The sequence below is a fragment of the Salinisphaera sp. genome (genome assembly GCF_002729955.1).
Classification (GTDB): Bacteria; Pseudomonadota; Gammaproteobacteria; order Nevskiales; family Salinisphaeraceae; genus Salinisphaera.
The window spans coordinates 148,667-168,294 of record NZ_PBYA01000049.1 but is presented as its reverse complement, the minus strand read 5'-3'; the positions used below and the strand labels follow the sequence as shown (position 1 = coordinate 168,294).

The 19,628-nt window shown below is 60.5% G+C and carries 16 protein-coding genes; 6 read left to right on the top strand and 10 right to left on the bottom strand.

Annotation, left to right across the window (positions count from 1 at the left end; genetic code table 11):
- The 10 genes from CMN27_RS13760 to CMN27_RS13715 form a co-directional block, all read right to left on the bottom strand.
- The gene (locus CMN27_RS13760; RefSeq protein ID WP_293627309.1) at window positions 1-366 is read right to left on the bottom strand and encodes a hypothetical protein; all 366 of its coding nucleotides are present in this window, start codon (window positions 364-366) and stop codon (window positions 1-3) included.
- Window positions 367-380: 14 nt separating this feature from the next.
- Window positions 381-842 carry a hypothetical protein gene (locus tag CMN27_RS13755; protein ID WP_293627307.1) on the bottom strand — a complete coding sequence of 154 codons (462 nt, stop codon included), beginning with the start codon at window positions 840-842 and terminating at the stop codon, window positions 381-383.
- A 457-nt stretch (window positions 843-1,299) separates the two neighbouring features.
- Window positions 1,300-4,038 carry a type VI secretion system ATPase TssH gene (gene tssH / locus CMN27_RS13750; protein WP_293627305.1) on the bottom strand — a complete coding sequence of 913 codons (2,739 nt, stop codon included), beginning with the start codon at window positions 4,036-4,038 and terminating at the stop codon, window positions 1,300-1,302.
- 48 nt (window positions 4,039-4,086) lie between these two features.
- The gene (gene tssG / locus CMN27_RS13745) at window positions 4,087-5,166 is read right to left on the bottom strand and encodes a type VI secretion system baseplate subunit TssG (protein WP_293627303.1); all 1,080 of its coding nucleotides are present in this window, start codon (window positions 5,164-5,166) and stop codon (window positions 4,087-4,089) included.
- Complete coding sequence (gene tssF / locus CMN27_RS13740; RefSeq protein WP_293627301.1) at window positions 5,130-6,974, bottom strand: type VI secretion system baseplate subunit TssF; 1,845 nt, start codon at window positions 6,972-6,974, stop codon at window positions 5,130-5,132. Before tssF ends, tssG begins: the two co-directional genes overlap by 37 nt.
- A 77-nt stretch (window positions 6,975-7,051) precedes the next feature.
- Window positions 7,052-7,534 carry a type VI secretion system baseplate subunit TssE gene (gene tssE / locus CMN27_RS13735; RefSeq protein WP_293627299.1) on the bottom strand — a complete coding sequence of 161 codons (483 nt, stop codon included), beginning with the start codon at window positions 7,532-7,534 and terminating at the stop codon, window positions 7,052-7,054.
- A gap of 206 nt (window positions 7,535-7,740) precedes the next feature.
- Window positions 7,741-8,244 (bottom strand): type VI secretion system tube protein Hcp, encoded by a 504-nt coding sequence (locus tag CMN27_RS13730; protein ID WP_293627297.1) that lies wholly within the window; start codon window positions 8,242-8,244, stop codon window positions 7,741-7,743.
- A gap of 57 nt (window positions 8,245-8,301) precedes the next feature.
- Window positions 8,302-9,795, bottom strand: a complete 1,494-nt coding sequence (gene tssC / locus CMN27_RS13725; RefSeq protein WP_293627295.1) for a type VI secretion system contractile sheath large subunit — start codon at window positions 9,793-9,795, stop codon at window positions 8,302-8,304.
- Window positions 9,796-9,797: 2 nt separating this feature from the next.
- On the bottom strand, window positions 9,798-10,334 hold the full coding sequence (gene tssB, locus CMN27_RS13720) for a type VI secretion system contractile sheath small subunit (RefSeq protein ID WP_293627294.1): 537 nt from the start codon (window positions 10,332-10,334) through the stop codon (window positions 9,798-9,800).
- A 10-nt stretch (window positions 10,335-10,344) separates the two neighbouring features.
- Window positions 10,345-11,052: a hypothetical protein gene (locus CMN27_RS13715; RefSeq protein WP_293627293.1), complete on the bottom strand. Its 708-nt coding sequence runs from the start codon at window positions 11,050-11,052 to the stop codon at window positions 10,345-10,347.
- Window positions 11,053-11,196: 144 nt separating this feature from the next.
- Here CMN27_RS13715 and tssJ point away from each other — a divergent pair, with 144 nt between their 5' ends.
- From tssJ to CMN27_RS13685, 6 genes are all read left to right on the top strand, one after another.
- On the top strand, window positions 11,197-11,808 hold the full coding sequence (gene tssJ / locus CMN27_RS13710; RefSeq protein ID WP_293627292.1) for a type VI secretion system lipoprotein TssJ: 612 nt from the start codon (window positions 11,197-11,199) through the stop codon (window positions 11,806-11,808).
- A gap of 152 nt (window positions 11,809-11,960) precedes the next feature.
- Window positions 11,961-13,301 carry a type VI secretion system baseplate subunit TssK gene (gene tssK, locus CMN27_RS13705; RefSeq protein ID WP_293627291.1) on the top strand — a complete coding sequence of 447 codons (1,341 nt, stop codon included), beginning with the start codon at window positions 11,961-11,963 and terminating at the stop codon, window positions 13,299-13,301.
- 74 nt (window positions 13,302-13,375) lie between these two features.
- On the top strand, window positions 13,376-14,092 hold the full coding sequence (gene icmH / locus CMN27_RS13700) for a type IVB secretion system protein IcmH/DotU (RefSeq protein WP_293627290.1): 717 nt from the start codon (window positions 13,376-13,378) through the stop codon (window positions 14,090-14,092).
- An 18-nt stretch (window positions 14,093-14,110) separates the two neighbouring features.
- Window positions 14,111-16,696 carry a type VI secretion system Vgr family protein gene (tssI, locus tag CMN27_RS13695; protein ID WP_293627289.1) on the top strand — a complete coding sequence of 862 codons (2,586 nt, stop codon included), beginning with the start codon at window positions 14,111-14,113 and terminating at the stop codon, window positions 16,694-16,696.
- Window positions 16,697-16,707: 11 nt separating this feature from the next.
- The gene (locus CMN27_RS13690; protein ID WP_293627288.1) at window positions 16,708-18,990 is read left to right on the top strand and encodes a glycoside hydrolase family 19 protein; all 2,283 of its coding nucleotides are present in this window, start codon (window positions 16,708-16,710) and stop codon (window positions 18,988-18,990) included.
- A complete protein-coding gene (locus CMN27_RS13685) occupies window positions 18,980-19,627 on the top strand; it encodes a hypothetical protein (protein WP_293627287.1) in 648 nt (215 codons plus the stop codon). Before CMN27_RS13690 ends, CMN27_RS13685 begins: the two co-directional genes overlap by 11 nt.
- The last annotated feature ends 1 nt before the right edge of the window (window position 19,628 follow it).

The following is a 19,628-nucleotide window of genomic DNA, read 5'->3' as shown; positions in this document are numbered from 1 at the left end:
TCATACCGCTACCCTCGCGGCGCAGACCAAGCCGCGGATTTCGTCGGCTACGGTTCGCATTTGCTCGGTGAACGCCTTGCGCCGGCCATCGCGGTGGCGCACCCGTGCCGGCTTGAACAGTTCGCCCATCCATACAAGGATATCGGCCGCGTACGGCGTGAGTTGTGTGCCCACTGCCAGATTATTGAGATAGCGCACCCAGTGCGGCGTATCGGCAGAGCTCGCTTTCGAAGGAGAACAGGCGACCGGGCGCAGGCTCGGCACACTATCGTGGCGCGCCCAAAACGCCGGCGCCGGGTGCGTCGCCGCACAACAAAGCGCGCCCGACAAGCCGAAGCGGCCGATAAACTGCGGTCGGTCAGTCATGCCCCCTCCCGCGCTCAAAACTGTATGTGCAGGTGCGGCGGATGACGCTCTTCAACAACGACCCGGGCGCGATTCGCACGGCAGGCCTTGATCAACGCTTCGCGCTCGCTCGAAGTGCAGCCGCGGGTACGAAGCTCCAGCGCCGTGGGGTGAAGCTGGCGCGAGACATAGACGCGTGAACGCAGCTGCTTTTCGATTACGTCGGCCATGGCCCGCACGGTTTCGCGCTCGCTCTGACGTTGCTTGCGGCCGGCAACGAAGGCCTCGTGAATCTTCATGGCAGCACGGCGCTGGCGAAAGGCATGGTACGAACCACCGCGCTTGAACCTGTCGTACATCGCCTGGGCCTGGCTTTGCGCGCTGCGCGCGCCGCTGGTTACCACCACCGGCTTGGCCACGTCGCGACTTACCGCGGAAACAAAACGCCGCGCGGCCGCCGATAACCGAACCCCTGCCAACGTCGTGTAACCCGCCATGAACTCAGCCCCGCTTGATCAAACCCATGCACAAATCGCTTGCGTCGTCTTACGCAGGCACCACGCAGGAAATACCAGAATGCCTATTGGATATTTCCTTATCTTTTCGGTGCCCGCCGAAAATCACTGAAGAATCGATAAACCCTGATTATTCAAAAGGATCGCAGTCAATCTTCAGCCTGTGTCAAACCTATCTCTTGTCGCTCGACCTCTTCATGACCGAGCTTTCAGCCGGTGAAGCCTGTCTTTATCGGCCCCACCGACTACTTCCACCGTGCCGCGAACCGCAATCAGCTCGAAGCAAGAACTAAAATCATACCAAACCCAATTTTCGCTTGCTGCTAGTACCAGCTATTCGTCGTGACGCCCATTGAACGCCCGCTCCACGCCCAATTCGCGCCGCACCAACGCCGCTTTCGGGCGTAGCGCGAATGCCTCTATCCTGCGGCCATGCGGCTCACGCCGATACCACCTTGTATGTAAATTCCCCGTTTTTCTTCGCGCCGACGCGGATTTCGGCGATTGCCTGGCCGTCCGCCATATGCGAGAGCACCGCGCCGGCGATCTCGGGCAGCAGCGTGCCGGTGAGAATGTTATCCACGTTGCGGGCGCCGGAATCCACTTCGGTGCAGCGAGTGAGCACGGCCTCGACCAGCGCGTTGCTGTACTTGAGCTTGGCGTTGTGGTTTTCGGCCACTCGCGCCACGATTCGATCCAGTTTGAGGCGGATGATCTCGACCAGCGCATCGTCGGATATCGAGTAGTACGGCACCACCTTCAGACGCCCGAGCAGCGCCGGCTTGAAGGTCTGGTACAGCTCGGGGCGCAGCGCCGCGTCGAGGCTGTCGATATCCGGCATTTCGTCGGCGGCCTTGTTGAGACAGGCCTTCGTGGTGGTCGCCGAGCCCACGTTGCTGGTGAGAATGATGATGGTGTTCTTGAAATCGATGGGCCGGCCTTCGGCGTCGTCGATCGTGCCCTTGTCGAAGACCTGATAGAACAGCTCCATGACGTCCGGGTGGGCTTTTTCCACTTCGTCGAGCAGCACCACGGAGTACGGGTTGCGGCGCACGGCCTCGGTGAGCACCCCACCCTCGCCGTAGCCCACATAGCCGGGCGGCGAGCCTTTCAGGCCGGATACGGTATGCGCTTCCTGGTATTCGCTCATGTTGATGGTGACCAGCTTGCGCTCGCCGCCATACAGAATATCGGCGAGTGCCAGGGCGGTTTCGGTCTTGCCCACGCCCGAGGGGCCGACGAACAGGAACACGCCCTTGGGCTTGCCCGGATCTTCCAGGCCGGCGCGGGCGGTGCGTACCCGCTGCGCCACCGCGGCCAGCGCATGCGACTGGCCGATCACGCGGTTTTCGAGCAGCCGCTGCAGGTCGAGCACGGTGTTGATCTCGTCCTTGATCATCTTGCCGAGCGGAATCCCCGTCCACGAGGACACGATCTCGGCCACGGCATGGGCATCCACCTGGTTGGTGACCAGAGGGGATTCGCCCTGCAGCGCGGCCAGTTCGCCCACCAGATTCTTGAGCGTTTCGCGATCCTCGGCGCTCTGGCCGGGCGCATCGGCCACGGGGGCTATCGGCGCCTCGGCTTCGTCCTCGGCCGGCTGGCCTGCGGCGTTACGCGCACTATCGCGGCCGCCTTCGAGCTTGGCGCGCAAGTCCTGAATCCGACGAACCAGGGCCTGTTCCTGGGTCCAGCGTTCGCGGTCGGCTTCCAGACTTGTTTCGATGGACTGACGCAGTTCGTACAACTCGGCCAGACGCTCTTCATGCCCGTCATCGGCCGCGGCTTCGCGCTCGAGCGCTTCGATTTCGGCCACCAGCCGATCCAGGCGCTTGCTGTCGTCTTCGATACGCGCGGGTGTGGCGCTCTGGCCGAGTGCCACCCGGGCACAGGCGGTATCCAGCACGCTCACGGCCTTGTCCGGCAGCTGGCGCCCGGTGATATAGCGGTGCGACAGCCGCGCGGCCTCGGCAATGGCCTCGTCGAGAATACGCACGTTGAAGTGGGCTTCCATGAGCGGGGCGATACCGCGCAGCATGGCCGCGGCCAGTTCGGCATCGGGCTCGTCGACCTTGACCACCTGAAAGCGGCGCGCGAGCGCGGCGTCTTTTTCGAAGTACTTCTTGTACTCGCTCCAGGTGGTAGCCGCGATGGTGCGCAGCTCGCCGCGGGCCAGCGCCGGCTTGAGCAGGTTGGCGGCATCGCTCTGCCCGGCCTGGCCGCCCGCACCGATGATGGTGTGGGCCTCGTCGATAAACAGAATGATCGGCGTAGGACTTTTCTTGACCTCGTCGATCACGCCCTTGAGACGGTTCTCGAACTCGCCTTTCACGCTGGCACCGGCCTGCAGCAGCCCGAGATCGAGCACGTGCAGGGCTACATCCTTGAGCGGCGGCGGTACGTCGCCCTCGACGATCTTGAGCGCCAGCCCTTCCACCACGGCGGTTTTGCCCACGCCGGCCTCGCCGGTGAGGATGGGGTTGTTCTGGCGGCGCCGCAGCAGAATGTCCGTGACCTGGCGAATCTCGAACTCGCGGCCGATCACCGGGTCGATGCGCCCTTCCCGTGCGCTGGCAGTAAGATTGTTCGTGTACTGATCGAGCGCGGGCGTGCGCGAGCCTTTCTTTTCGCCGCCGAGTGCCTCCGGGTCGTCCTCGGCCGCGTCGGCCGACTGGCTCTCGGTCTGGCGCAGGCTTTCTGCCGCCTCCTGGGAGCCTTCGGTGACCGCGTCGAAATCGTGCTTGAGCTCATCGACCTTGAAGCGGGCAAACTCCGCCGAGCCGCGCGAGGCGAACTGCGACAGCTCGGATTCCGTGAGCAGCGCCAACAGCAGGTGGCCGCTGCGAATGCTCGCCGTTTGCGAATCGAGCGAGGCGATCAGCCAGGCGTGCTCGAACAGCGTGGGAATATGGCGCGAAAATACCGGCGTGCGCGTGTTGCCGGTCTTGAAGCGCGCTACTTCCGCTTCCAGGTCGCTACTCAGCGCGGTCGGATCGATACGGCTATTGCGCGCCGCCCGCACCAAATCGCTGTTCGGCTGCTCCAGCAGAGCCAGAAACAGGTGCTCCAGGTCGACCTCGAAGTTGCCCCGCGCCTGGGTGATGGCGGCGGCCCGCTCGGCCGCGCGGCGGCAGGTCGGGTTGAGCTTGCTGATCAGCGTCTTGAGATTCGTTGCCATGTTCTTATTCGTCGTTGAAGCGGGTAACGGGGTGATCGGAGCAGCACGTCATATTCGATAGCCGGCATCCGCCCGCGGCGCGTCGGGCTGGCGGCTGCACAGAAAAGCATCCCAGCCCAGTCGACCGTCTTCGCGGTCGGCATCGAGCGCGGCCCCGCGGACTTCTTCCGGTGCCAGAATGAGCACCACTTCGTACTCCAGACGTACGCCGGTGAGCGCCTGGACGAGTTTCTTCAATGCCTCGGCGCTGTCGCCGCCGGGCAGCAGGCCGGTGAACTGGGCGCGCTTGAGCGGCCCGATCCATAGCCGTACACAGATATCGCACTGCATGACCCGCTCGCCGGAGAGCGCGCCTCCCCCGAGCGTGGCATTGGCCTGGCCCAGGTAGGTGCGCTGGGCGGGCGGCACGTCGTACCAGCGCGCCACGAACTGTTCGAGCCGCACCTCGACGCCGAAATAGTCGGCCACGACTCGTTCCACCATCGACGCCGACGCCGGCTTGCGCCAGAACGCGCTGGCGTAGTTGGCAATGGCCTCCTGATGAATACAGCCCGGTTCGTGGCGAAGCCGTTTTTTGAGCGGATCGAAATCCATGCCCGCGAACGAGAGCATGACCGGCAGCGCCCGATCGCGCCGGTCCAACTCGTAATGCAGTGGCAGCCGGTACTTTTTCCAGGCGGCATAGAACAGCGCGGCGCTACGGTTCGAAAAGATATCGAAAAAGGCACGCGCGGCGCGATCGCGCTGGTAGATTTCGCGGCCGATCAGGCGTTCGGTGTACTGCAGCGGCAAGGCGCCGTTGGTACCCAGCAGGCCGAAAAACGCAGGCGTAATGGCCACCTGGGCCAGGTCGCCTTCCTCGATGGCGTGGTTGCGCTGTTGTTCGTCCTCGATCACCGAGCCGTCGACGGCCAGCGCCAGCGCCTCTTTCAACTCGCTCGGCGGGAAATCCAACGACAGCGTGTTGCGAAAGCGCAGCCGCTCGGATACGAAATCCAGGCGCCGCCCGTCGCCGCGCGAGAAGTAAAGCTCGAGCAGACGCACCGCCTGGAAATAGCCGTAGCGATACGGCTCTTCCAGAAGCGATTGCGTTATGCCAGCACTGAATCGCCGCCGCGCGGATGGCATCGCAGCAAGACCTCCTCAGTGTGGCCGGACACGATCACCAGCTGGGTGAAACTGTTCGCATGCACGTAAAAACCCAGGAACCGATCGATGACCTGGGCGAATACGTTGACGCCGATACCGACAAAGCTCTCCTCGTCCACGGTCAGCGTTACCTCAAGCCCGCGCACGACGGCGGCGTGATTGCCTCGGGACAGCCACGTCGTCGTCGGCTGATAGTCCAGCGCCAGAATCCCCTCAATCTGGCGCGAAGAGATCGCCGATCGCGACAGATCGTAGATGCGCAGCACTTCCTTGAAGGTTTCCAACCCGCCCTGCACCAGCGACAGGTGATCGAGCGCCAGATGCGAAATCAGCCGCCAGTGGGCCTGGCGTCCGCGCGCGAAACGTTTACCCGGCGATGGCTTGCGCAGCATCTGGATACGCTGCACCACCGAGCCGCCTTCCAGCGTCAGGTCACCGCCCGGCCGGCCGTAGGCTAGACGCTCGGGCAGATCACGATTGGTACAGGTCAGGGCTACACTGAGCGTGTCGGTATGCGGCTTGACCGGCTCGAAGTTCAGGTCGACCAGCGTGAGTTCGTATTCGTAGCCCGGGCTGGTTCGCGCGACCAGATCGTCGCGGCTCATGACCCAGTAATGGCCGGCGCTTTCCGGGTCCGCGCCATGCTGGAGCGAGTAGAACGGCCGGAACACGGTGACCGACTCACCTTGCGGCGTCTGACGAACGCGCTTGACCGACTCGACCGATACCACTTCATAGGCGTATGCACGGCGTGCGTCCGCGACCACCGGGTAGGACGACGCCGTTTCGCTTACGCGTATCGGCTCGCCGCGTTGCGGGAACAGGTTCACCACCGGCGTACAGCCGGTAAGAAGGCTCTCCGCACTCAAGCCTTCGAGTGTACGCGCAATGCCCGAATCAGACCGCACGCCGGTCAGCAGCAGATGGAGCGTGAAGATACGGGTGTCGGACGGCAGCGCGCGTACGAGCGCCGCGAAGTCGATATCGACGAAATTGAACTTGTCCGGAAAGGCGAAGAACTCGGTCAACAGACGGAACGCGGGATGCGAACGCCGTGGATAATCGATCAGCCCTTCGCTTTCATCGAAGCCAACCGGCTTGATCGGTATCTCGTTAAGCGCAACCCATTCGCCGTGCCGATCGGCCTCGGCATAGGCCTTGAGCGCATACATGGATAGCGCATCGCGTAGCGCAGCCGAAAACGATGGCTCGCCGTCAATGAAAAGCCGCAGGTCGTCGATGCCGAGCGTCGCGGCCTTGGCCTGTTCCGAGGTGATCTGGAACGTCAACGATATCTGGCCGGTGGCATCGGCCGGGGTGCGCACCGCTCGCGGCGGCTGCGCCACAGGTACGAACGCCGCGCGCTGCAGCTCGAGCGGCCCCAGCGTGACGTCGTATGCGGTACGGAAGCGACAAGGCACATTCTTGACCGGCGCGGAGCGCAGCTCGGTACCGCGGTGGATGGTCGTCGCCTTGCTTAGCTGGCCTGCGGCACTGCCGATATCCAGCCGTGCGATAGAGCAGGCCGGGAACGGCCGCAGGTAGTGCGGATAGAGCACTTCCAGCAGCGCGTCGGTAAATTCCGGGTAGTCGTCCTCGATCTTTTTCGCAACGCGCGCGTTGAGCAGCGCGAAGGATTCGATCAGGCGCTCAACGTGCGGGTCCTGACTGACATCGCCGGACAACAGCAGCCGTCCCGCCACCTTGGGGTAACGACTGGAAAATTCTTTTGCGTATTTACGCAGGAAAGCGAGCTCACGCTCGTAAAACGGCAGCAGGTCTTCCATGGCTTACCGCTTACGTTGACGCAGCTGAGGCATGTAGCCATGGCGCGTCAAGAAATCGAACATCCGCGCACCCGTTCTCATACGAGCGCACGACGACTTTTCGATACGGTGTACTGAAGCGTCGACGGCTGCAGCATGGCGTCGAAGCTGACCGGCTCTTGGGCCGGATACATGACCAGCAGCGCGGATATGGCGAAGTGCAGCTTGCTCGACAGTTCGTGGTCGAGCTCGAGCGAGGCACGCACATTCTGCAAACGCGGCTCGTGCTTGCTGATGGCCTCTTCCAGGGAACGACAGACATAACCCCGATCGTAGGCGCTGGCGAGGCTGAGGCCGGAAAAATCGTTCAGGCCGTAATTCAATACCGAGCGCTGGCACTCCGGGTAGCCGCTAAGCGCTTCCTGTGAGTACACAAGCCGGCTGTTGAGCAAGGCTTCGAGATCCCGGGCGACCGACTCCTTGACCTGTTCGATATTGAGCAATTCCACCGTGCCGGCCGACGGCGCACGCGGGTCGTCGTCGAGCAATTTCTCGAACAGACTTGGCTCGAATCCAGTCACATCAACCCCCGGCAAAACAGACGGTGCAGAGCCCGGCACCCATGCCATAGCCGGCCCGATACGAGCGCGCATGTTCACGCTCGTTCACGGCTATGCCCTTCTCTAGTGGAAAACAACGGCTTCGCGACACGCAAAGCCGTTGCAAAGCGGGCCTCGGCGCTGCGTGCGAACACGCCGCTGCGCCGAGGCCGCCGACAACGCGACGCTCAGGAAGCGAACGTCTTGTCGTTCTTGGTCAGGCTCCAGGCGCCCTGGGAGCTACCGCCGGCACCACCGCCGATCTTCTGCTGCGTGTACTTCCACTGTACGGCGGCATACTTGAGGGCCATGGTTTCGGTCGGGATCCCTTCCGCTTCGACCGACGGCGCCATATCGGAAACGATGGCGTCCTTGAGCTGGATTTCCATGTACTTGATGCGCTGGCCTTCGCCATCCGCACGATAGAATTCGATGGTGACCTTGGAGAAGGTCGTGCCACCGGAGCAGGCCTGATAAAGCTGCGGGCTCACGACGTCCATGTCTTTCGTGAAGATCATGTCTTCGTGCTCACAACGCTCGGCGGTATGACCACCGGCGCTGGATGCCGTAGCCGACTTCGGCTGCAGAATCCGGTGATGCCAGGTATGGGCTTCCACCCAATCCTTGTGATCCTTGTCCTGCGATTCGCCCTTGATGCCCGGACGATCGAACTTGATATAAATATCCTTCACTGCGGTCCCTCCATATTTACAGGATGTCGTCTTAAGTTTCAGATTACCAACAGGAACTTACGACGCGCGCGCCGATTCGGGCAATTCAGCTACCAACCGAAGTGATACCGACAGTTCGTCTAGTTGGAAATGTGGCCTGAGAAAGGCCACCGCCCTATAAGAGCCCGGGCGCCCCGGGATCTCGGACACTTTGATCGACGCTTCCCGCAGCGGGAACTGGGCCTTGGCCTCCTGCGTCGCGTTATCGTCAAGCAATACGTACTGGGTTATCCAGTTGTTCAGGAAGTCCTCGACGTTACCCGCCGAGGCAAAGCTACCCACCTTGTCTCGCATCATCGCCTTCAGGTAATGCGATACCCGCGAAACGGCGAAAATGTACTGCAACTGTGCAGAGAGTACGGCGTTGGCGTTGGCTGCATCCGTGTTGTATTTCTTGGGCTTCTGCACCGATTGCGCGCCGAAAAACGCGGCGTAATCGGTATTCTTGCAATGCACCAGAGGGATGAGGCCGAGGTCACTCAGCTCTTTCTCACGCCGATCGGTGATCGATATTTCGGTCGGGCACTTAAGCGCGATTTCGCCATCGTCCGTCTTGAAGGTATGGGTCGGCAGGTCCTCGACCAGGCCGCCCCCTTCCACGCCACGAATGGCCGCACACCAGCCGAAGTCTTCGAACGCCGCGGTAAGGCGGGCACCGAATGCGTAGGCCGTGTTGCACCACAGGTACTTGTCGTGATCCTTGCCGTCGACGTCTTCCACGAAGTTGAAGCCGTCGACCGTGGTGCCGTCCTTGGGGTTGTAAGGCAACCGGCCGAGAAAACGCGGCAAGGTAAGGCCGACGTAGCGCGAATCTTCCGATTCCCGGAACGACTTCCACTTGGTGTATTCCACCGTGTCGAAGATCTTGGCCAGATCGCGCGGCTTGCTCATCTCGGTATACGAATCGAAGCCGAACAGCTCGGGTGCCGCCGCCGAAATGAACGGCGCATGCGCGGCCGCAGCGACGTGCGACATCTGCTCGAGAAAGTGCATGTCCTCGGGCTGACGACTGATCTCGAAGTCACCGATGATGGCGCCGAACGCAGAGCCGCCGAAGGTGCCGAATTCTTCTTCGTAGACCTTCTTGAACATCGCGCTCTGGTCGAATTCGATGGCCGCCTTGAAGTCCTTGACCAGCTCGCGCTTGGTCGCCGACATCATTCGGATCTTGATCATCGACCCGGTCGTGGTCTGGGAGACCATGTAATCAAGCCCGCGCCAGCTGCTTTCGAGCTTTTTGAACTCGGGCGCATGCATCACTTCGCTCAGCTGATCCGAAATCAGCGAGTCGAGCTCGGCAATACGGGCATCGAGGGTGGCGCCGAGGTTATCGGACACCACGACGGTGCCATTCATGACGTTGTCGACCAACTCCGAAATAATGTCGCGCGCTCGCGCATGCTCGGAGTCCGACTTGGCTACGCGGCTCTCGTCGACGATCTTGTCGAGCAGATTGACCTCTTCGGCCTGCGCCGCTTCGGTCTTGGATTCGTTACTCTGGGCGTTGGCCATTCTTAGCTTTCTCCTCGGTCATCGTCGCCGTTGTCGTCGGCCGCGGATGCCGATTTTTTCAGGGCTTCGAGCTGCTCGGTATTGCTCAGCACCTCGGCGAGCATGTCTTCGAGCTTTTCGTTACCGGCGAGCTTGTTGCGAAGATCTGCGAGCTTGCGGCGCGCGTCCACGAGCTGCTTGAGCGGCTCGACCTGCTCGACCACCGATTCCGGCGAGAAGTCATCCATGCTCTTGAAGGTCATATCGACGCCGAACTCGCCGCCTTCGTCAGAAAGGCGATTGCGCACGCGGTAAGCGGCCCTCGGCGCAAGCCCGCTCATGACCTCATCGAGGTTGTCGCGGTCGACGGAGATGAACTTGCGATCGCGAAGCTTGGGCTGCTCCACTTCGGACTGGCCGCGGAAATCACCCACGGCGCCAACCACGAAGGGCAGCTCTTTTTCTTCGATCGCGTCGCCCTTCTCTACGTCGTAGGTGAGCTGAACGCGCGGCGGCCGAACCTTCTGCAGCCGTTTTTGCACACTTTCATTTTTAGCCATGGCGAGACCCCTATTGCGGTAACGTCTGGAGCGACTCGAACGGATCGAGCGAGCCGCCGCTCGATCCCTGATTATTGCTATTACTCGAATCTGCAGGCGAAGACGCGCTGCCAGATGATGAAGAAGAACTTTTACGACTTGATGACGACGCACGAGAAGACGAGGAAGCCGAGGGCGCACGACGGGTGCGCCGCGGCGCGCTCCGCCGCTGCGGCTTGCTGTCGCCGACCAACACGTCTTCACCCAGCGTTTCACGCAGCTGCTGGGCGAGCGCCTGGGCTTCGCTTCGCACGGAACCCTCGAGCTTGCTTTCTGCGCGCAGCGCCCTGATGGCGCGCTCGGCGAGGCGCAGACTGCTGACGATGATGATGCTGTTCGCGTCCAGGTTGGACGGATCGCGATCGACGGCTTCTTTGGCGGCCACGATCGCGGTGTCGTAGCTGTTTGCGTCGAAACGGATCTGCGCGATGTTCAGCCAGGGCTCGACCGCCACAGGATTATGCTTGGCAGCCTCTCTGTACAGATCCACAGCGGCCTCATCCCTGCCGCTATCGCGAGCCTCGCTCGCATCGTCGAGCAGCTCCTGCTCCGACTTGGGCGCGCTGTCGATGTTGCCCTTGCCCGAGGTTGCACACCCTGAAAGCATCGATGCCGCGACAAGCAGCACCACAATCGACGCGAACCGCGCGCCTGCCCCGATCCCCTGATATCCACTCATTTGCAGCTGCAAATCCTAAATGCCTGACGTGGCGAGTTTTATCGACACGTGTTAAAACACCTGTGCATAACACTAACACTTTTTTTCATCTGTGCGCGACACTATTATCATCATTACGACGGTTCGCAACGAAAACGGAAATTAATGCCAATTCACCGAAAGAATGGAACGCTGTTTTGCTGCCTGATCACTTCATTGTTTGCAATCTTATTGCTCTCGGTCTCGGGTTGCAGCCTGCTCCCTGGTAGCGATGAGCCCAAGGAGGCACCGGAGCCGATCGGAAAGTTCAGCAGCGAGGGGAACGAGCCTAGAGTAAGCCTGAAACTGTTTGCGGGCAGCAACGTGAATCTCAGCCAGTACGGCGACCCACTGGCGCTGCTGGTCAAGCTTTATGTGCTCAAGGATAAGAATGCGTTCGAGCAGGCGGACTACGATACGTTCCTCGACGACGACCGGGCCCGCGAAGCGCTCGGCTCCGACCTGATCGAGGCACGCGAGACGCTGCTTGTGCCCTCGCAGACGTACGAAACCCAGGTGCCGCAGGTCGAGGAAGGCCGGTATCTCGGCGTGGTGGCGCTCTTTCGCAACCCGGCACCGGAACGCTGGCGCTTCGCATTCGATCTTGCACCGCAAAAAGCTGAGCCGGTAGTGGCCGGTCTACACGCCTGTGCAATGACAATCACCAGCGGCAGCGTTGTCGATGCGCCGGATTACGAGCTTAGCCGGCTGTCGAACGTCACCTGTTCTGACGAGTGATGCGCACGCTTGACGGGTGGTAAGACGAATGACGCATGAATGATTTACGCTACAGCTCCGTACGCGAGCACCTGAATGGGGATGTAGCAATCACCCACACTGGGGCAACGAGTCGCCTGCGTTAGCCGCCGCGACCGATGGGATAGGGACTGATGAATTGGAATAGACGTGTTTTATGGGGTGAAGGCCTCTTTTTGAGGCCGCAGCACTTTCAACGTCAGGATGCCTTCCATGACGGTCGCGTACGGGAGGTCATGGCGGATTTGCACCCCTATGCATGGGGAATCCGCGGTAGCCGGGTCGACATCGGCGCGCTTCGTAACGGCGTATTCCGGCTGGAATCGTTTTCGGCGGTTTTCCCCGATGGAGAAACCGTGGCCGCCCCCGAGAGCGATCCCCTGCCGGAAGCTATCGGCCTGGATGCCCTGCCCGACAACGCGTCAAGCGTCGTAATCCACGCAGCTATCCCCCGCTTCAAGGATCATGGCGGCAATCTCGGCGGCGACGGCAACGGGCTGTCGCGCTACGTGAAAACAAACGCACAGACCGCGGACCTGTTCACCGATGCCAGCGAGGCCGAGATCGCATTCCTGGGCAAGTCGGTGCGGCTACTCACCGACGACAAACCCCGCGACGAGTTCGTTTCCCTGCCGATCGCTCGGGTCGAGCGCGCCTCGACCGGCGGCTTCGAGCTCGACAAGAGCTTCATGCCCCCGTGTCTCAATATCGAGGCATCGCCGCTGCTTCAACAGCAGCTGCGCAGTTTGCTCGACGCACTCCAGGCGAAGGTTGAAGCGCTGTACGGGCATCACCGCGAACCCAGCAAGCATGTGATTGAATTCCGATCGGGCGATATCGCATCGTTCTGGTTGTTGCACACGGCGAGCACATCGTTTGCGCGGCTGTCGCATTTTCTGCATCACCCACGGCTTTTTCCCGAGCGTCTCTACCAGCAGATGCTCGAGTTGGCGGGCTCGCTCATGACCTTCTCGAAGGTCTATACGCTCAATGACCTGCCGGCCTATAGCCACGATGAGCCCGGCACGTGTTTCGAGGCGCTCATGCGCATCAACCGCGAGCTGCTGGAAGCGGTCATCTCCGAGCGCTACTTCAAGATCGCGCTCACCGAGCAGCGGCCGTCCTACTATCTGGGCCAGCTTGCATCCGACCGAATCGACGAACGCACCGAGCTTTACCTGTCCGTGGGTGCGGATATGCCGGCGACCGAGCTGATCGAGGTGGTGCCGGTACGATTCAAGGTCGGCGCGCCGGACGATGTGGAAAAATGCGTGCTCTCGGCGCTGCCGGGCGTGAAACTCGTGCATACCCCGCAGGCGCCGGCCGCCGTGCCGGTACGAAGCGGGCAGTATTACTTCGCGCTTCAGGCCCAGGGGCCACTCTATGAGCGCATGCTCAAGGCAGGCTCGGTGATGATCTATGTGCCTAACGGGGTGTCGGACCTCAAGCTCGAACTCATCGCGGTCACGCCATGAACAGCTCCACGAACGGCAACCGGCCTAGCATGTTCAATAGCCCGAGCAGCAGCGCGGATACGGCATACCACGGCGTGGAGCACGACGGCAACAAGACGCTGGTCGATCTGCTCTATAACGGCTTCTATCTGCTTTTCGCGTTGCGCAACGGCCAGCTGCCGCAGGACGCGGCGGCGTTTGCAAATGCGGTCGAACGCTACCTCGACGAGTTCGAGCGCTCCGCCAAAAAGCTGAATAAATCCACCGAGGATATCTACGCGGCAAAATACGCGCTTTGTGCCGCGGTGGACGAAACCGTGCTCGCCGAAGCGGCGGATATCCGTGACGAATGGGGCCGACGCCCTCTACAGCTTGAGCTTTTCGGCGACCAGCTGGCCGGCGAACATTTCTTCGACCGCCTCGAAGAACTGCGTGCGCAGGGGCGCTCCCGCATTGAGGCGCTGGAAGTCTTCTATATGTGCCTGCTGCTCGGTTTCAAGGGCAAATTCGCGCTCGAGGGTTCGGAAAAGCTGGGCTACCTGACCGCCCGCCTCGGCGATGAAATCGCAAACATGAAAGGCCGACGCTCAGGTTTTGCGCCGCACTGGGAGCCACCGGATTCCGTGGCCCACACGCTCAAGCGCGAAGTACCCGCCTGGGTAGTCGCAAGCGTGTGCGCACTGGTGGGTGCCGTAGCACTTGTCGGTCTTAATGCGAGCCTTTCGAGCAGTAGCGAGCACCGACTTGCGCAATACAACGACGTCGTCCAGCTGCCACCTTCGGCCGCCCATTTGACCATCACGCTGCCCTAGACATCGGCAGGTAATCACATGGCACAGTCCGATCTCGCCATCAGCAAAATCCGCCAGGCCTTCCAGGCCGTCTATAGCCAGCACGGCCGGCTTCTGGCGGTGGAAACACCCCTCGGCGAAGAAGCCTTCGTAGTCGAACGCATGCACGGGCGCGAAGCCATCAGCGAGTGCTTCGAGTTCGTCATCGACTGTACCGCCCCCTCGGCCCATTTCGAACTCAAGACCCTCATCGGCCAGCCCATGACCCTGCGCCTGGCCCAGGCCAGTGGCAGCCCCCGCGCCTGGCACGGCTATATCACCCAGGCCGGTTTTCTCGGCGCCGATGGCGGGCTGGCCCGCTATCGGCTGCATCTGCAGCCCTGGCTTTCGTTTCTATCGCGTCGGCGTAACTGTCTCGTCTTTCAGGATCTCGACGCGCTCGAGATCATCGAACGCATCTTTGCCGATTACCCCCAGGCCGACTACGCCGTCGATGTCAGCCAGACACTGGCGAAACGTCCGCGCTGTACCCAGTACCGAGAAACCGATCTGGCTTTTGTTGAACGCCTGCTCGCCGAAGAAGGCCTCAGCTTTCATTTTCGTCACGATCCGAACGCCTCGGCGGCCGATACCGAACACGGCGCCAGTCACGGCCCGCAGCTGCGCATTTTTGATCGCCAGGCCGACGCGCCGGATGTAGAGCCGGCTACGATCCGGTTTCATCGTATTTCTGCCGCTGAAACCGAAGATGCCATCACCGTATTCAGCGCCCGGCGGGCGCTGGCCCCCAATACCGCCACCTTGTCAGCCTGGGATGCCTTCAAGCTCAAAGCCCACGCCGCACAAAGCGAGCAGGCCGCCCCCGATCTACCGGCGCTGGAACTCTACGACGGCAGTCGCAGCAGCTGGCGTCATCAGGATGAGGCCGGCATCACTCAAAGCGTCGATAACGCCCTTGCCGCCGCGCGTCTAAAAAGCATCAGCGCCTCGGGCACGGCCAGTGCGCGGCAACTGGCCGCGGGCTGTGCCTTTACGCTCACTGACCATGCCAGTGACGACGGCCGCTATGTGCTCTGTGCGGTCGAGCATCGTGCGGCCAACAATCTGGGTGCGCATCTCGCCCATCTGCTGGGTACGACCGATATTGAGTTCGGCAGTTATCGCAACGCCTTTGTCTGTGTACCCGATACCACGGCCGTGGTGCCCACCTTCATCGCCGCGCCCCAGGCCGCCGGCCCGGAAAGCGCCCTTGTCGTGGGCGTGGCCGATGAAACCCTGACCAGCAACCGTGATCATCGCGTCAAGATCCAGTTCCCCTGGCAACGCGGCGAGCAACCCACGCCGGGCGGTCTGCGTGAAACCCATAGCAGCGCCAACCCGCAGGGCAATGCCCCGGGCGATGAACGGGCCGGCACCTGGGTGCGGGTGGCCGAAGGTCTGGCCGGGCCCAACTGGGGGGATCATTTCACTCCGCGTATTGGCAGTGAAGTGCTGGTGGATTTTCTCGACGGCGATTTCGACCAGCCGATCATTACCGGCCAGTTCTATAACGGCAGTGATGCCCCACCCTTTGCCGCCGGCGCGAACAGCAACGCGAACCACCCCGGCACGCTCTCCGGCACCCACGATCGCGCCCTGGATGGCAGCGGCCATAACCAGTGGATGCATGACGATGCCCCGGGTCAGCTCAGAACGCGCCTGGCCACCACCCAGGCCGACAGCGCCCTCAATCTGGGTTACTTGATCGATCAACAAGGCGCACACCGCGGTGCCTATCGTGGCCAGGGTACGGAACTGACCACGAAAGGCTGGGCCGCGCTGCGCGCGCCCGAAGGCCTGCTCGTATCCAGCAGCGCGCGTCCGCGCGCCACGTCCACCGCCCAGGACGTGACCGAAGCGGTCGGCCAACTCAAGGCCGCCCAGGAACGCGCGACGAGCCTCTCGGATGCGGCCAGTGCACAGAACGCGGCCGGACTCAACGCCAATACGGCGCAAGCCGATTTTACCCAAGCGATCGACCCCAACGCGGACGGCGTTTATACCGCTCCCGTTGGTGGCCAGGATCATCGCAAGGCGGCATCCGGGAAAAGATCGGGCGGCGATCCCGCCGAGCGCTTTGCACAACCCTTCGTGTTCGTCGACAGCCCCAGCACCGTGGCTTTCACCACCCCGGCCTCGCAGCTGCACTATGCCGGCCAGAACACCCATGTCACCACCCAGGGTGAAACCCAGCACACGGCGGGTGCGACTTACAGCAGCGTGGCCGGTGGTACCACCAGCCTCTACACCCACGACGGCGGCGCCCAGGCCGTGGCCGCCAATGGCCCACTGTCCCTACAAGCCCACGACGACACGCTGGAGATCCTGGCCGACGACAGCGTGACCGTGACCAGCAGCACCGACACCGTCAACGTCTTCGCCCAGAGCAAGATCGTGCTGACCTCCGGACAGTCCACCGTGACGCTTGAAGGCGGCAATATCACCTTCGCCTGTCCGGGGACGTTTACCGTTAAAGGTGGGGCGCATGGGTTTGTGGGGCCGCTAAGCGAGAAGGCAGCCATCCGCCAGCTGCCGGAAGGTACAGTCAAATTAACGCCCGCTCGAATGGTTGATTTCTCCGGCTAGGGGGATAACGCATGAGTGACCAACCGCCTGTGCGAGACTGGTCTTACCCTTTTGAAACGACCGATAACGGCAGCCCCGAAGACCAAGCAACAATTTATTACCGCGCTCTCGCACAGGCGTCGACCGGATTCTTCCCGGTCGGCAGCAACGGGTTATGGCACGGCGGCATCCATTTTGATTCGGCCACCGGCGGCGCCCTTCAGCAGGGTAACGGTGTTCGTTGCATTGCAGACGGCGAGGTTGTCGCGTACAGGATCGATTCTGAGTACCCCGCCATAGAATACGAGAACGGCCCAAAAAACGCCGAATACTCAACCGGCTTCGTCCTGGTCCGCCACAAGCTTCAACTACCGGCGCAGAATGCAGACAATGGCGCTGCGCTAAGCGGAGACCAACCCTCGGGTAGCAGCGAGCAGGACACGGCAGCAGGCAAACCCAATAGCACGCTCGTGTTTTACAGCCTGTACATGCACCTTCTGAACCTTGCCGCTTACAAGTATGAAGAGGCGATGGCGCCGATAGCGGCTGACAGCGACACCCAGTCCAAAGAACCCCCGACTTTTCTGACGTCCTATACGGTCGGCCAAGCCGCGCGAGACCAGTTGAACGGACGAATTGGCCTGAACCTTCGTGACGAAAGTCACCAGATAAAAGGCTTGGCGATTTCGGGAGCCAAGCTGGTGCTAGGCCCAGCGAAACGCGACTGGCCAGGCTACTTCCCCGTGCTTCGCATCAATACCGGCGCCACCGAACCAGCAGAGCTAAGTCCGGCTGGCCTATTTGCTTATAAAGACGAGCTAGAAGGTCCTAATCTAGATGCTACCGCCGACACGATAGTGAACCTGGACGATCCGGTGCCGATCTCAGCCGGCGAACTCGTCGGCTACCCGGGTTCCTACCAGCGCTACACCGACCAGCAACCCGCCCCGCTGGTACATATCGAAGTTTTCAGCACCGACGATGTACCCGCGTTCGTAAAAACGAGCCGAGAACGCGCGCCCGAGTTGAATCAACGCCGCACCGATAGTGCCCAGAACACGACGCGACAATCGAATGCGTCAGATAAGGAGAAACCCTCACCATGGGCGTGGGATGGGTTCTCGTTTGTAGAAGAAAGCACGTCGCTCGACCAGCAAATGGCGCGCAGCCTCATCGCTAATCGCGGCGCTCGCCCCGAAGAAGAACGGGACTATAATGCCGTCGCGAATACCACCGATGGCAGCGCCTTGTTCAAAAAAATTCGCGAAGACATCGATCTCGATAATGACGGCCAATTGAGCAAGGAGGAGATAAAGTCTGCTCTTTCCAATCCCGCCACTGCGAAATCCCTATCCCACCTGATCGTCAAATTCGAGAGTGAATGGGGCGGCAGCATGGGCAAATGGGACGCTCTCGACCGCTACATGACGGGGCTTAACGAAACCGACTGGGCCAAGGAAAAGCAAAGAATTCAACGGCTCCAGTGGTGGGATGGAGTGACAGAGCTTTCGGCGCCAAACGCTTGGCACTTTCACCCGATCGGATTAATCGCGAACTTTCCAAAGACGTGCTCCTGCGGCCAAGACATCACGGAAGCCGATCTCGATCTAATTCTTCCTGATGACGTGAAAGCTAACGGCCTGTTTTACCGGGCGCACGACAGATCTGTCAGAAGTTACGACAAGTCGCGATTCCTCACGCAGCTAAATAGATTTTTGCGTTCGTACGAGATTAATACCTGTGCCAGAAAAGCGCATTTCCTGTCGCAAATGATACATGAGTGTGATGAATTAAGAACAAATGAGGAATATCGGAACAGCGATGGTTCGATGCCGCGTGGTTGGTCGAACTATAATGGCGGGGCCAACTATCATGGGCGGGGCTTAATCCAGCTCACCCATAGATCGAACTATGCATCATATGGCAACGCGGTGGGCAACCCCGATATCGCGTCTCAGCCGGATATCGTTAGCCATTCAATCTTAGAGACTACTCGATCGGGATGCTGGTACTGGCGTAGTGGTAGCGGCTGGGGCGATATAAACCCGAAAGCGGATTCCAACGACTTTTTTGCGATAACCGTTGCAGTAAACGGCGGGTTTAGGCATGTAGCGAATAGATTTATTGCGCTAAATAAACTAGCGAGGATTTTTCAGGCTGATAACTGCCAAACAAATCCCGGGCTGAATTTTTCGAATTACGAAATCGAATCGAGTAGTTTGACCAACTCCAATTGGTACAAGAGCCACCGATCAATTGCCGAGCGAGCACAGAACTCAATAGACTCCGCCGAGTACAACACTAATGATGATTAAGAACCTTCCTAAATACGCGCATTTTGTCTTTCTAACACTTTGCTTTGCGTTTAACATTGCCTATGGCGCCACGTTCGAGGGCATATTTTCCAGTGGCGAGAAATACCGCGCTAATTACTCGATTGAGACTAAAACACGACCGAACGAGCCTGCGACAAAATTACTTACTGTTAAAGTCGACTTAGAAAGCGGTCAAGAACTTTCCTATTCCTACGAGGCTTCGGACTTTCCTGCCGTTCACGCCAATCCACTCGGCTTCATTTCAATTGTTGTTAACCAAGGCGGGATGGAAGGATCACGAACTTATAACTACTTATTTTTGTCTGGTAGCAAGCTGGTTTCGGCGGGCGAGGTAGAAACCCTTCTTCATCTGGGGTCTGTTGAAGACATACTAATACAGAAAAATGAAGAGATAAGCGAGTCAGCTATAAGGGAATTTATGTCAAGCGTCGCGAACGAGCGCTCGGAAGAATTCTCGAATCCCGATCACGCATATCCGAACGCAATGTTGATTATTCTTGGCAAGAGTTATACCGAAGACCTTCGGTTCGACGCCGCTCACTCTCTGCTCGATAACAAAGAGATAAAGGAAGATCCAGTTCTCTTGACTCGCCTCAAGTCGTCTTTTTGCAATTAGC